General features: G+C 39.0%; 15 protein-coding genes. 3 read left to right on the top strand and 12 right to left on the bottom strand.

The genetic code is table 11. The annotated features are described in order from the left end of the window. Positions 1-92: 92 nt before the first annotated feature. Positions 93-785, bottom strand: a complete 693-nt coding sequence (locus ACH63V_RS10055; protein WP_396463414.1) for a YggS family pyridoxal phosphate-dependent enzyme — start codon at positions 783-785, stop codon at positions 93-95. Positions 786-911: 126 nt separating this feature from the next. Between ACH63V_RS10055 and ACH63V_RS10050 the strand changes: the two genes are divergently transcribed. Both ACH63V_RS10050 and ACH63V_RS10045 read left to right on the top strand, forming a co-directional pair. Beyond that, the gene (locus tag ACH63V_RS10050; RefSeq protein WP_107972265.1) at positions 912-1,949 is read left to right on the top strand and encodes a type IV pilus twitching motility protein PilT; all 1,038 of its coding nucleotides are present in this window, start codon (positions 912-914) and stop codon (positions 1,947-1,949) included. Positions 1,950-1,976: 27 nt separating this feature from the next. Beyond that, complete coding sequence (locus ACH63V_RS10045) at positions 1,977-3,095, top strand: PilT/PilU family type 4a pilus ATPase (RefSeq protein WP_396463413.1); 1,119 nt, start codon at positions 1,977-1,979, stop codon at positions 3,093-3,095. A 69-nt stretch (positions 3,096-3,164) separates the two neighbouring features. Here ACH63V_RS10045 and fur read toward each other — a convergent pair whose 3' ends face one another. After that, a complete protein-coding gene (fur, locus tag ACH63V_RS10040) occupies positions 3,165-3,602 on the bottom strand; it encodes a ferric iron uptake transcriptional regulator (RefSeq protein WP_002052029.1) in 438 nt (145 codons plus the stop codon). A gap of 111 nt (positions 3,603-3,713) precedes the next feature. Here fur and ACH63V_RS10035 point away from each other — a divergent pair, with 111 nt between their 5' ends. After that, positions 3,714-4,112 (top strand): outer membrane protein assembly factor BamE, encoded by a 399-nt coding sequence (locus ACH63V_RS10035; protein ID WP_001170994.1) that lies wholly within the window; start codon positions 3,714-3,716, stop codon positions 4,110-4,112. A gap of 55 nt (positions 4,113-4,167) precedes the next feature. Here the strand turns inward: ACH63V_RS10035 and ACH63V_RS10030 are convergent, their stop codons facing one another. The 10 genes from ACH63V_RS10030 to ACH63V_RS09985 all read right to left on the bottom strand — a co-directional run bounded on the left by ACH63V_RS10030 (position 4,168) and on the right by ACH63V_RS09985 (position 14,168). After that, positions 4,168-4,491 (bottom strand): RnfH family protein, encoded by a 324-nt coding sequence (locus tag ACH63V_RS10030; protein WP_396463412.1) that lies wholly within the window; start codon positions 4,489-4,491, stop codon positions 4,168-4,170. Then, a complete protein-coding gene (locus tag ACH63V_RS10025) occupies positions 4,491-5,558 on the bottom strand; it encodes a hypothetical protein (RefSeq protein WP_396463411.1) in 1,068 nt (355 codons plus the stop codon). Before ACH63V_RS10025 ends, ACH63V_RS10030 begins: the two co-directional genes overlap by 1 nt. A gap of 152 nt (positions 5,559-5,710) precedes the next feature. Next, positions 5,711-6,166: a bacteriohemerythrin gene (locus tag ACH63V_RS10020; RefSeq protein WP_000782976.1), complete on the bottom strand. Its 456-nt coding sequence runs from the start codon at positions 6,164-6,166 to the stop codon at positions 5,711-5,713. A gap of 251 nt (positions 6,167-6,417) precedes the next feature. Then, positions 6,418-7,266 carry a class II glutamine amidotransferase gene (locus tag ACH63V_RS10015; protein WP_032047991.1) on the bottom strand — a complete coding sequence of 283 codons (849 nt, stop codon included), beginning with the start codon at positions 7,264-7,266 and terminating at the stop codon, positions 6,418-6,420. A gap of 108 nt (positions 7,267-7,374) precedes the next feature. Next, a complete protein-coding gene (locus ACH63V_RS10010; RefSeq protein ID WP_114271870.1) occupies positions 7,375-8,157 on the bottom strand; it encodes a GNAT family N-acetyltransferase in 783 nt (260 codons plus the stop codon). Between the two features lie 118 nt (positions 8,158-8,275). After that, on the bottom strand, positions 8,276-9,184 hold the full coding sequence (gene argB / locus ACH63V_RS10005) for an acetylglutamate kinase (protein WP_263613091.1): 909 nt from the start codon (positions 9,182-9,184) through the stop codon (positions 8,276-8,278). Positions 9,185-9,198: 14 nt separating this feature from the next. Continuing rightward, positions 9,199-10,617, bottom strand: a complete 1,419-nt coding sequence (locus tag ACH63V_RS10000; RefSeq protein ID WP_396463410.1) for a phosphomannomutase/phosphoglucomutase — start codon at positions 10,615-10,617, stop codon at positions 9,199-9,201. Between the two features lie 188 nt (positions 10,618-10,805). Further along, complete coding sequence (dut, locus tag ACH63V_RS09995; RefSeq protein ID WP_000868152.1) at positions 10,806-11,258, bottom strand: dUTP diphosphatase; 453 nt, start codon at positions 11,256-11,258, stop codon at positions 10,806-10,808. A 23-nt stretch (positions 11,259-11,281) separates the two neighbouring features. Then, positions 11,282-13,321 carry a DNA helicase Rep gene (gene rep, locus ACH63V_RS09990; protein ID WP_263613088.1) on the bottom strand — a complete coding sequence of 680 codons (2,040 nt, stop codon included), beginning with the start codon at positions 13,319-13,321 and terminating at the stop codon, positions 11,282-11,284. A gap of 193 nt (positions 13,322-13,514) precedes the next feature. Further along, the gene (locus tag ACH63V_RS09985) at positions 13,515-14,168 is read right to left on the bottom strand and encodes an OmpA family protein (protein ID WP_396463409.1); all 654 of its coding nucleotides are present in this window, start codon (positions 14,166-14,168) and stop codon (positions 13,515-13,517) included. Positions 14,169-14,170 lie beyond the last annotated feature (2 nt).

Genomic DNA, 14,170 nt, shown 5'->3' with positions numbered 1-14,170 from the left:
ATATTAAAATATCTGGTTTATAAATGAGGAAAATTAAATTTAAATTAACTGATTACAGTTCCACCACAAAATATTTAACTAACCCGTAAAAGTTATTTTTTCTCAATCGGGTCACGCTTACCAAACAAAGCTGTACCTACACGGACCATGGTTGACCCTGCTGCAATTGCAGCATCTAAATCGCCCGACATTCCCATGCTTAATGTATCCCAGTCTTGCACATGAGCATGTTGCCCTTTCACCTCATCAAATAGCTTTTTAGCATCAGCGAAAGCAGCGGTATTGTCCGGTGCGGGAATTACCATTAAGCCACGTAGTTTAATTTTCGGCAGTTGGCTAATTTGAGCAACCAATTCAGCAACTTCTTCCGGCGCACAGCCATCTTTACTGTCTTGGCCATCAATATTCACTTGCAAACAAATATTAAGTGCAGCTTGGTCATCATCACGCTGGTTAGACAATCGCTCTGCAATAATCAAACGGTCTACACCATGTACCCAATCAAATTTTTCAGCTAAATGCTTAGTTTTATTACGTTGAACATGTCCAATAAAATGCCATTCAATGTCTAAGTCATGTAGAGCTTCAATTTTGTCCAAAGCTTCTTGTAAATAATTTTCTCCGAATGCCCTTTGCCCTGCTGCATACATTTCACGCAATCTTTCACTTGGATGTGTTTTTGATACGGCTAAAAGTTGTACAGTTTCAGGCGCACGCTGAGCATGTTCACAAGCAGTTCTGATTTGCTGTAATACGTGCTGTCGCGCATCTTGCAGGTAATTCATTGACAAGGTTCTCATTTTCAAAAAACTTTTTTGCTTTTCACCTAAAGCGAGGTGTTGGTAAGCCTCGGTGAAAGCCGTATATTATTCTACAAAATAATGACATATTTTGATTTACTTGGGGAAATTATGGATATTACAGAGCTACTCGCCTTCTCTGTGAAAAATGGCGCATCCGATTTACACTTATCTGCTGGCATGCCACCAATGATTCGTGTCGATGGTGAAGTTCGTCGTATTAACTTACCAGCCTTAGAACATAAAGATGTCCACCGCCTTGTTTATGACATCATGAACGATAAACAGCGCCGTGACTATGAAGAAAAACTTGAAACTGACTTTTCTTTTGAAGTACCTAATGTTGCACGTTTCCGTGTGAATGCATTTAACCAAAACCGTGGTGCTGGCGCAGTATTTCGTACCATTCCATCTAAAGTACTTACTATGGAAGATTTAGGCTTAGGTCAAATCTTTAAGGATATTTGTGATTATCCTCGCGGGATTGTCCTAGTTACAGGTCCAACAGGTTCGGGTAAATCAACCACGCTTGCAGCGATGATGGACTATATTAATGAAAACCGTTATGACCATATTTTAACGGTTGAAGATCCAATCGAATTTGTACATCAGTCAAAGAAATGCCTGATTAACCAACGTGAAGTACACCGTGATACACATGGCTTTAATGAAGCACTTCGCTCAGCACTGCGTGAAGACCCTGATATTATTTTGGTCGGTGAGATGCGTGACCTTGAAACGATTCGTTTAGCTCTTACAGCTGCCGAAACAGGTCACTTAGTATTTGGTACACTTCACACCACATCAGCCGCGAAAACCATTGACCGTGTAATTGACGTATTCCCTGCCGAAGAAAAAGACATGGTACGTGCCATGCTGTCTGAATCTTTGCAAGCTGTTATTTCACAAACCCTGCTTAAAAAGAACGGCGGCGGTCGTGTGGCAGCACATGAAATCATGATTGGTATTCCTGCCATTCGTAACTTAATTCGTGAAAACAAAGTCGCACAAATGTATTCAGCCATTCAGACGGGTGCCAACCATGGTATGACGACCCTCGACCAAAGCTTAAAAAACTTGGTGTCTCGTGGTGTAATTAGCCCGCAAACGGCGCGTACAGCGGCGAAACAGCCTGAATCATTCCTATAAAAATAACAAAACAGCGAGAATACAATTATGGATTTTAATGACTTGCTCAACCTGATGGTTGAGAAAAAATCATCGGATCTTTTTATTACAGATGGCGTTTCACCATCAATGAAGATTAACGGGCAAATTGTTCCAATTTCAAAAAATAGTCTTTCAGGCGAAGTAATTGGTCAACTCTTACATTCCATCATGAGTGACAAACAGCGTAAAGAATTTGCAGAAACTCGTGAATGTAACTTTGCCATTATGAACCGCGATAAAACGGCGCGTTTTCGTGTGAGTGCTTTTCAGCAACGCGATATGCCGGGCATGGTTCTACGTCGAATTGAAACTAAAATTCCTTCGATTGATGACTTACAGTTGCCGACTGTGCTTAAAGATTTATCGATGACCAAACGCGGCATTATTATTTTCGTAGGTGCAACAGGTACAGGTAAATCGACTTCATTGGCTTCAATGATCAGCCATCGTAACCATAACTCTAAAGGCCATATCATTACCATTGAAGACCCGATTGAGTTTATTCACGAACATGCAGGCTGCATTATTACTCAACGTGAAGTCGGTATTGATACTGACTCATTCGAAATTGCTTTAAAAAACACGTTACGACAAGCACCCGATGTCATCTTAATTGGAGAGATCCGTTCTCGTGAAGTGATGGACTACGCAATTGGCTTTGCTGAAACAGGTCACCTTGTATTAGCTACCATGCACGCCAACAATGCCAACCAAGCGCTCGACCGTATTATCCACTTCTTCGAAAGTGACCGACATAGCCAGCTCTACATGGACTTGTCGCTTAACTTAAAAGCCATGATTGCTCAGCAGCTTATTCCAACGCCGGATGGTAATTCACGTCGTGCAGCGATTGAGATTTTAATTAACTCACCATTAATTTCAGACTATATCCGTAAAGGCGAAATTCATGAAATTAAAGATTTAATGAAACGCTCACGTGAACTGGGTATGCAGACCTTTGACCAAGCTTTATTTGATTTATATAAAGCAGGCCAAATTACTTATAAAGATGCCCTTAAGCATGCCGACTCACCAAACGATTTACGTTTAACGATTAAGCTTGCAAATGAAGGCCCTGATCAAATTACAGACGAAAAACAGCATTTAACTTTTGACCGTCAGTAATTTCTTCATAAAAAAAGGAAGGTTAAACGTAACCTTCCTTTTTTATTTGTTTTCTTTATGTGAAAACGATTATTTCTTGCGCAGTGCATCCTGACATTCAGGTTCATTACAGTAACCATAGAGATTTAATGAGTGACCTGTTAAGGTGAACCCATGTTGTTCTGCTACAGAATGCTGTTCTTTCTCGATAACATCATTAGTAAATTCAATAACTTTGTTACAGTTTTGGCAAACCAAGTGATCATGGTGATCTTCTTGCATAATTTCGAAAACAGAATGGTTATTTTCAAAATGATGACGTTGAATAATGCCCGCAGCTTCAAATTGTGTTAACACACGGTAAACTGTCGCAAGTCCGACATCTTCCCCTTGCTCTAACAAAGTCTTGTAAATATCTTCAGCGCTAAGATGATGCTGTTTTGAATTTTCTAATAATTCCAAAATCTTAATTCGTGGAAGGGTAACTTTAAGTCCAGCTTTGCGCAAATCTTGATTGGAAATAGGCATGAAAAAAGGTCTCTCAACAAATCTCAAGTTGGAATAGGCAATAGAATTTATATGAAGTATGATCTATCCTTTGATCAAATGCATCATAATTTATTGGGATAGTGTAGCAAAATGCAAAAACTCGTGCTGACGTTATTCGTCACTTCACTCCTAGCTGGTTGTTCAATCTTTGGTGTATATAAGGTTGATATTCCTCAAGGGACTCCATTGACTAAAGCTCAAGCCTCTCAAGTACAAGTCGGCATGAATTTCCAGCAAGTGCGCTTTTTGCTTGGTAGCCCAACAGTGACTGATCCCCTCAATCCACAACGTTGGGACTATATCTACAACTATATCCCGGGAACATATGCTAAAAAAGCGAAAATCCCCGCAGCACATGGTCAGCATTTAAAAATTTACTTTGATGGAACTGGAACTGTAACTAAAATTGAAGGTTTAGAGACTATTCCAGAATCGCAACCAGGTTTACCTGCTTCTAAAGAAGCGATCTTAACTGCCCCACCACTATAATCGTTTTTTCTAATAAAAAGAAACCCCTCAAGTGAAAAAACTTGAGGGGTTTTGCTTATTGAGCTGATTGCTTAAAGCGATTGCCTTTAATGTATCTGCCTACAGGATTCTTCGCGGCACGTTTCCGGCGAATGTCTTTTGGATTAATCGTTAAAGGTCTATAAACCTCAACTCGATCACCCGCATGTAGTACTGCATCAGCTTCTACTTTTACACCAAAAACACCAAGCTGAAGTGGTTCAGGCAAATCAACTTGACTTGATAAACAACTGACTTGAACTGCCTGTGAAGCAGTCATTCCCTGTTCAAATGGAACAGAGATTAGAAACTGTTGCTCTGGCGCCGCAAATGCCACCCAAACTTGTTGAATGCGTTCCATTAGATACTTTGCCCAATTACACCAATCATTGCCACAATAATTGAAAGTGGTAATACAATACGTACAGCAATACGCCATAAATTATAGAAAAGCTCATTGCTGAAATTCATTGATTTACGTAAGTGACTAATTTTCATAATCCAACCTGCAAAAATTGCATAGATCAAACTAATGAGTAAGCCCCAAAGCATAAGAACAAGCGTAAATAAGTGATGAAGTTCAGGCACCGCCCAAACTGCAATCGCAACAACAAGAATTACCCATTGTAAAACAGGCATAAGCTGACGCTGAGCAAGTTGCTCTCTTGCCAATTGCACAAATAACGCTGATGTCATCACACCTGTAAATATCCACGTAAGGACAGGTAATTGAGCTTGAAGCGAGAAGAAACCAAAAGCAATTACAGCAATGAGTTGAGCCAACCAAATTGGAAGAACAGTTTTAGTTGCACCTTCTTGAGTCTGAACAGTGCCGACACTATTTTGCCAGTAAAGTCCTAAACCTAAACCACTCGCTACAAGCGCAAGTACGGTTGCATTACCCCACTCTTTAAACTCTACATTGGTCCAATGCCAAGGCTGCAAAGTCGTACCCATCATGTTTGCTAACACAATAGAAGCGATTACCCCTAAGGTCATTAACAAAACAAGAATTTGACGAGGAATAAATGATAAGACCAAGGCAGTAACTGCAAGGCCTGCAAAAATGATTTGACCTGAAATGCTTGGAGCAAACTGCGCAACTAATATATTGCTTGCGGTGCTCAGCACATTACCCGCCAAGAAAGGAATAAAAACAACAGCAAGCCAACCAACCACGCGCCATTTAGGCGAGCTATCTGCTTCACGAGTTAAACTCGATAACGCATTTAAAGCGGTTGTTTTAGATCGTTTTGCTAAAGCAATTTCCAAATAACAAACTGGTAATGCCAATAACAACATTGTGCCAAACCACAATAACCAGAAATCGAGCTGACGATCAATCTGGATGCCCATGGTTGGTGCCAAAGTGGCCATGATGACAAAAGATAAGCAAAACGCCATAAGAGGCGATAACCAACGTGACATAGGTATGTCCTGCATTATGCATTCCTTGAAAAAGTCTTTAGATATTTTGCCCGTCTCATGCATGAAAATCAAAGTTTGCGCCATAAAAAAAGCAAACCACCGAAACGATAGTTTGCCGCGCTAACTGTATATTAGAGTTTTTCGACTTAAAGTTATGAGAAAAAACGGGCGAACCAATTCTTTCCTTTCTTCTTTTCTTTTTCTCTAATAATCCCCATCATATTTTCTTTTACTGCCCCCACATAATCAGCATCATCATGTTGAATATGATTAATTAACCATTTAGCCAAAATCTCTTGTAATTCAGCTTCAATTGTATGTCCCATTTCAAAACGTTCACGATATAACTCTATTTTCTTAATAAACAAGTCATGTACACGTTTATGCGGTACTCTATATTTATAATCAGCTTCTTCTTGCAAACTTTCTTCAAAGGTAAAATGTGACTGCGTATAATCGATAATATTATCTAAAACATCCTTAATACGACGTCTATCCTCATCATCTTTTACATCATCAATCTCATTAATATAATCAAGTATTCGTTTGTGTTGCTCATCAATAACATCAATACCCGTATTATATTCTGAAGCCCATTTCATTTTCATACACCACCCCCAATGATGTTCAATGACTGTTGCATAAGCCGCATCTTATCTTTAAAGGGTATAAATAAAAACAAACCTATTTCGTCGGCTTTATATAAATAAAAATAGATAATGAATTAAGTTTTTGATTTTTAAAAAATTAATTAATATTAACCAACTAAAACAATAAAGTATTTTTTAAACAAAATACTTTATTATTAATTAAGTAAATATATATATTAATTAAGCATTTACACTCATTTACTTAAAAATTAATATTGGTCTGCCCGAGTAATACGTTTAAGTTCAGGGTTTTTCTCTTCACGTATTAATCTTTCAACATGTGTTATTGATTTTTTTATAGGCTGACCATGTTGAAATAAAATCATTTCACCGGGTTGATAAGCTGTCCAAGTTTCATTATGTGTTAAAGGCTCAGTAGTAATTACTGCCACACGATCTTCAGGAGTAGTTACCTGACTAAAATCAACTTCGACATCTAAATCAATTAAATGTGCATTATTAAATGGATATTCACGAACTAACCAATGTAATTTAGTAATGGCATAACTAAATAAAGCTTTACCATTAGATAAACAGAAATTAAATGTGCCATATTCTGCAATTTGCGGAGAAATTTTTTCTAACACTTCAAATATCTGCTCAAGACTTGGCTCTTCATAACCAAATACTTCTACGAGCTGGTCGAGTAAATAACAAAATGCTCTTTCGCTATCTGTATTTCCTACAGGTGTAAAACGCCCGCTCAAAGGTGGATTAAAATCATGTAAATCGCCATTATGGGCAAAAATCCAATGACGTCCCCACAACTCACGAATAAAAGGATGTGAGTTCTCAAGCGTGATTTTGCCTTGGGTCGCCTTACGAATATGGGCGATTACATTACGCGATTTGATGGGATAATTACGAATAAGATCAGCTATTGGAGATTCAACCGCAGACTGGTTGTCTACAAATAAACGGCATGCCTTGTCTTCAAAAAAGGCTATACCAAAACCATCACTATGGTCAGAGGTAATTCCTGCGCGCTGTGAAAAACCACGGAAAGAAAAAGTGATATCCGTTGGTGTTGCACAATTCATTCCTAATAGCTGGCACATATTGTTCTAAACTTTTCGCTTCATTACCTCATACATACTATTGTGCATGAGAGTAAAATAGCTTGTAAATCCCAATATGCGCTCGCTATTACAAAATATAAGATATCTTTATCGTTGAGCCATTTTGTTCATTACAAAGGAAGTCGCGATTTTATTTACTTCCAAAAATACAAAATAATCGAGACAGTTAAATTCAGCATCAAAAAAGGCATCTTTAGACAGTTTAGATTGCATACTCAAATACATTTGGAACAGTTTTGGCATACGTTCATCTTGAGGAAAGCTGAACTCTGGATATTCTGGTTCATAAATCTTTTTAGAACGAATATCGATGGTTTTACTGTCTGGTAATTGCTGAATCTGACGGTGCGTATAGTACGCTCTAGCCAAATTATCTTGCAGGTGAATACTTACACAGCCCATCAAGTATTTAGCTCGCATTGACCACAATACTTTAGGTGCTAGATTCAGCCATAACGTTGAAAGTGCCTTACCATTACGAAAACGTGGATGTACGCAGGTACGCCCTATTTCTAATACATTTGGCAAATGCGATAAGTGAGGAACAATATCAAACTCATGAGCACTATAGCTTTGCGCTATTTCATGGCCTTGGAAGAGCTTGAGTCGTGTATAAGCCACAATCTCTCCCGTCCATTTCTCACGTAATACTGCATGCTCACAGCTAAAATCGTAAATATCTTGATCTAAGTTATCTTCAAAATGAATGCCGAATTGTTTACTAAATTGTTGTGCGCGAAACCGTTGTACATCTTGTAATTCTTTTAAATTATCAACCCATTCAAAGCGAAATTGTGTTTGATTCGTAGTCTTATGACGATTTAGAGGTAAAGTCCACGTTTGGCGATATTGATTAAATTTTTCCAGCATAATGAACGCTCCTAGTGACACCCCTTACACTAGTCAAAGCTCATGACAAAAAAATGACCAAAATTAGATGACATAAAAAAAGACCACTTAGCGTGGTCTTTTAATCAAAATACTCACTTTAGTGAGATGCATTTGAACGGTTAGAAATAAGCGTACCCACACCGTGATCTGTAAAGATTTCAAGTAATGTTGCATGTGGTACACGACCATCTACTATGTGTGCACTCACAACACCGCCTTTTACAGCATCAAGCGCACAACCTACTTTAGGAATCATTCCGCCGTAAATCACGCCTGTCTCGATTAAACGGTCAACTTCTTGTGTAGTTAAACCAGTTAAGAGATTTTTGTTTTCATCTAATACGCCAGTAATATTGGTAAGCAGAATTAATTTTTCTGCACCTAATGCTTCAGCAACCTTACCAGCGACCAAGTCAGCATTAATGTTGTAGGTATTACCTTTTTCATCAACGCCTAAAGGAGCAATAACCGGAATAAAGTCACTTTGGGTAAACATCTCTAATACGTCTGTTTTTACCCCAGTCACTTCACCTACCATACCTAAATCGATATGTTTGATAGAACCGTCTTCTTCGTGCTTTTCCATTAATAATTTACGGGCACGTAATAGATTGCCATCTTGACCTGTTAAGCCAATCGCACGTCCACCATGTTTATTAATTAAATTAACAATAGATTTGTTTACGCTACCGCCCAATACCATTTCAACCACTTCCATAGTGGCTTGATCGGTCACACGCATACCATCAATACGATCAGACTCACGGCCTAATTGTTTTAAGAAAGAGTCAACTTGTGGGCCGCCACCATGTACAACAACCGGGTTTAAACCCACAGTTTTAAGTAAAACGATATCGCGAGCGAATGAACTTTCCAATTCCGGATCAGTCATCGCATTACCACCGTATTTCACCACCAGCGTCTTACCAGAAAAACGTTGAATATATGGCAAAGCTTCAATCAAGATTTTTGCTTTGTCGACGCCAAGATGCTGATGTTGTGGCATTGCGCCTCTCCTTATTAGGCCTCAGAAAGTTCTTGTGCAATTTGCGGATAACGCTCTTGCAACATATCAATAAATTTTTGCTGAATTTCCTTTAAACGCAAAGGACTATCAGCATCAAATCTTACGGTAAAATACTCACCCGTATTTGATGCTCGAATAATGCCAAAACCATCATCAAAATCAAGACGTACGCCATCAATTTTACTAATATGAGCGCCTAAACGATGGCTCAGAATTTCAATATCTTGCAATACATGCTTAGGGTCTGATTGGTGAGTACTGATATAGGTATCTTCGGTACAGCATCTTTCAGGATAAATAGAAAATAAATCTGAAACTGTTGCCGCACTAGACTCGGTGAAATATTCCATTACGCGCAGTGCAGCATATATACCATCGTCATATCCAAAACCACGTCCGTCATTAAACACATAGTGGCCAGCATATTCACCACCAAAAATGGCTTGCCCTTTGGACTTAGATAAATAAGAACGGAGGAAACTACTACCCGTACGAATCATTTTCGGTTTACCACCGAGTCGCTCTACGGTTCTTTGAACCATCAACGAGCATTTCACATCAAATACGATTTCCTTATCTGTTTGTTGTTCCAGACACATTTGTGCAAATAGCGACAATAAACGGTCAGCTGTAAGTATGTTGGATTTCTCATCGAGTAATACGACACGATCGCCATCACCATCAAGCGCAATACCAATATCGGCAGCTTGCTCAATAATCGTTTTTCGTAATTCTTTTAAATGGGCAGCATGTGAAGGGTCTGGCGCATGGTCAGGGAACTCGCCATTTGGAGTAGTACGTAAGGCAATGACTTCACAACCCATTTTTTCAAGTACCAGTTTCGCACAGTGCCCTGCCGAACCATGTAAACCATCTAATACGACTTTTAATGGGCGTTTGAGTTGAATATCGTTAAAGAGAGCCTGTTGGTATTTTTTGCAAAATTCTGATTTAAATTGAGGAGTTGATAATTCTAATAATGAAATTGGATGAGTTGGAACATAAGTTTGGGCAAACTCACCGACTTGCTGAATCATTTCAGGAGATGGAGGTTCACCTCTTAAAATCCATTTAATACCATTATCTGATTTCGGATTATGGCTAGCGGTTACCATAATTCCGTTACCACCAAACTCACGTGCAATGTAATACATCATCGGAGTCGAGCAGCAACCAATGTTTGTAACAGTTAAACCCTGCTCTACCAATATCTCTTCGATTAAATGCGCATAAGCGGGGCTGGTAAGGCGGGCATCATAACCAATGACCAGTTGAGTTTGTTCTGCTTGTTTATATTGTTGTGCCAATCCATAGGCAATTGAACGGACCACGTCCGTAGTTAAATAAGAAAGTTTGCCTCTAATATCGTAAGCACGGAAAATATTTTTTGGGAATGAGTGTCTTACATTCATAGCGTATCTTCTATTTAAAGATCAATCTGATCTATCGCAAAAACATAGAGTATTCAAAAGGGTATTTGCTAAAAAAGTTAAAAGAGTATGAGTAAAGCGTGTTGTAATATAATTCATTGTAACATTCAAGGTATAAAAAGAAACACCTGTAAAACAGGCGTTTCTTTTCATTATTTTTTATAAGTTAATTATTGTTTACCAGTGTGACCAAAGCCGCCCGCACCGCGTAAAGTTTCTTCAAATTCCTCTACTTGTTCAAACTCAGCCTGAACAACTGGGACTAAAACATATTGTGCTAAACGCTCGCCTGGTTCTAAACGGAATGTCGTTTGACCACGGTTCCAAACTGAAACCATCAATTCACCTTGATAGTCCGAGTCAATTAACCCAACTAAATTACCAAGAACAATACCGTGTTTATGGCCTAAACCTGAACGCGGTAAAATTAAACCAGCAAAATTCACATCATGAATATAAATTGCCATACCTGTTTTAACTAATACAGTTTGGCCTGGTTCAATTTCAATTGCTTCATCTAAACAGGCACGTAAATCTAAACCTGCTGATCCTGCTGTTGCATACGAAGGTAAAGGCCATTCTTTACCTAAACGCGGATCGAGCAATTTAACTTGAACTTTCATGGGATTTCCTAAAAATTAAAAAATTAACGCTTTAATAAAGCTTTTAAATTTGCCAAATATTGTTGAGCCTGTTCTTTAGGGTCAACATTTGCTGCAATTTTCTTTTTACGCCCTAACCATTCGAGTTCGTCTTGTGGAAGCTCATCAAGGAAACGGCTTGGGGTCATTTGTTTCATTTGACCACCATTTTTACGCTGTTCTGCCAAAGTCAAAGTCAGCCCTTGACGTGCACGAGTAATACCCACGTACATAAGACGGCGTTCTTCTTCAATGGTTTCAGCTGCAATCGAGTTTTTATGCGGTAAAAGCTCTTCTTCAAGTCCCATAATGTACACATATGGGAACTCCAAACCTTTTGCTGCATGCAAAGTAAGTAGGTTTACTTTGTCAGTGTCCTCTTCTTCTTGCTGCTGTTCTAACAGATCAAGTAAAACCAGTTTGCGAATAACACTTTCAATATTCTTTTCATCAACATCTTCTGCACGATTAATCAGATTTTGAATACTGGTAAATAAATTCTCGATGTTATCGAGTTTACTTTTCTCTTGAGCAGGTGTTGCTGATTGCTCGCGAATATAGTCGATATAACCCGCTTCATTCATCATTTGACGAACTTTAGGCACAGGCTCATCATCTTCTAGTAACTCACGCGTAAACGTTGCGATAAAGTCAGCAAACTCATGCAATTGAGTTTCTGCTTTTTTAGGAAGAACCATGCTTAAGCGTTGGTCAGAAGAAGCTCCAAGTAAAGACAAATTATTTTCTTGCGCAAATAAACCTAGCTTCTCAAGAGTAACTGGGCCAATCGCGCGTTTAGGGGTATTAATAATACGTAAGAAAGCACTGTCATCTTCAGGGTTAATAATCAAACGCAGATAGCTCATCACGTCTTTAATTTCTGCACGAGCGAAGAACGATGTACCGCCAGAGAGTTTGTACGGGATTTGCATTTGGCGAAGCTGTGTTTCTAATACACGCGCCTGAAAGTTCCCGCGATATAAAACTGCATAATCTTTCCAGTTTTTACCGTTCATGAGCTTATGAGTAAGTAGGTCTTTGACCACGCGCTCTGCTTCATCGTCATCATTACGACAGGTAATAATTCGGATGACCTCACCATGCCCTTTATCACTCCACAATTTCTTATCAAAAATATGCGGGTTATTTTGAATTACACAGTTCGCAGCTTTCAAAATACGGCTGGTCGAGCGGTAATTTTGCTCAAGCTTAATAATATGTAAATTTGGGAAATCCTGTTTAAGCAAAGCCATGTTTTCAGGCTTCGCTCCACGCCATGCGTAAATTGACTGGTCATCATCACCCACAGCTGTAAACTGCCCCATTACACCAACCAACAGTTTCACTAAAATATATTGCGCGGTGTTGGTATCTTGATATTCATCGACCAATAAATAACGAACACGGTTTTGCCACTTGTCACGTACTTCTGCATTTTCTTGCAATAATCGCGTTGGCATAACAATGAGGTCATCAAAATCGACAGCATTGTAGGCACGTAAATTACGTTCATAAAGTTGGTAAAGGTGAGCAAACTGCACATCTTCAGGAGTTTCACACGTCGAATGTGCTTGTTCAGGCAAAATCAGATCGTTCTTCCAATCTGAAATTTTCTTCATTGCCTTGGCAATTAATTCTTTACTCTCCGCACCCGACAAATTATCGCGATGCATCAAATCCATCAAAATGCGTTTACAGTCATCTGCATCCAAAATCGAAAAATTAGCTTTTAAAGGTAAATTTTTAAGTTCTAAACGTAAAAGATTTAAACCAAAAGTATGGAAAGTCGAAACGGATAAACCTTTTGCTTCTTCACGAGATAAAAGCTTGGTCACACGCTCTTTCATTTCACGCGCAGCTTTATTGGTAAAGGTCATCGCTGTAATACGATGCGCAGGAATACGGCAATGTTGCACCAAATAGGCAATTTTACGCGTAATTACCGATGTTTTACCTGAACCAGCGCCAGCAAGCACCAATAAAGGGCCTTGAGTATATTTCATGGCTTCTTCTTGCTTGTTGTTCAGTTGACTGGCAGATGACATCGTGTATTACCTCTTAATTTTTCGAGCATGATTATAGTCATCTCTTTTTTAGAATCCCAATAGTAAATCTACGGATATGTATAAATGATGTCTAATAATGCAATTTACGCGCCGCAGAATGTCGTGATTATTTCTTATACTGCATCCATAAAAAAACCACCCGAAGGTGGTTTTTGAAACAATAAACTAAATCTTATTGTTTAGCATAAATGCTGATTTCTACGCGACGGTTTTGTTCACGACCAGAAGCAGTTGAGTTGTCTGCGATTGGGTTAGAAGAACCATAACCTTGTGCATCGATACGGCTAGATGGAACGCCTTTACCAGCTAAATAGTTTTTAACTGATTGAGCACGTGATTGAGATAATGGGATGTTGATAGAGTCATTACCAGTGTTATCTGTGTAACCAGTTACCAAAATCGCGCTCTTGTTATCTTCAGCCAATGTTTGTGCTACTTTGTCCAAAGTTGCATAGAAGTTTGGCTTGATGTTTGATTTGTTTGTATCAAAAGTGATGCTACCAGGCATGATCAATTGAACAGAACCATCTGGGTTACGACCAACTTCTACGCCGGTACCAGCCATTTGTTGACGTAATTTTTTCTCTTTTTGGTCAAGGTATAAACCACCAGCTGCACCAAGAACTGCACCGATTGCCGCAGCACGGTTGTTTTGACGGCTAGAGTTTGCACTTGATTTAGAAATACCGTAACCAGCTGCTGCGCCGATTAATGTACCTAATGCGGCTTTATCGTATTCAACGCCACCAAGGTTGTTACCTGTTGTTTGACAACCAGAAAGTACTACTGCTGCCCCTACCACTGTTGAAATAACTAATGCACGCATTG

Origin of the sequence: Acinetobacter sp. ABJ-A23_2 (genome assembly GCF_044538765.1) — a bacterium.
Classification (GTDB): Bacteria; Pseudomonadota; Gammaproteobacteria; order Pseudomonadales; family Moraxellaceae; genus Acinetobacter; species Acinetobacter nosocomialis_A.
This window is presented reverse-complemented; position numbering and strand designations above follow the sequence as displayed.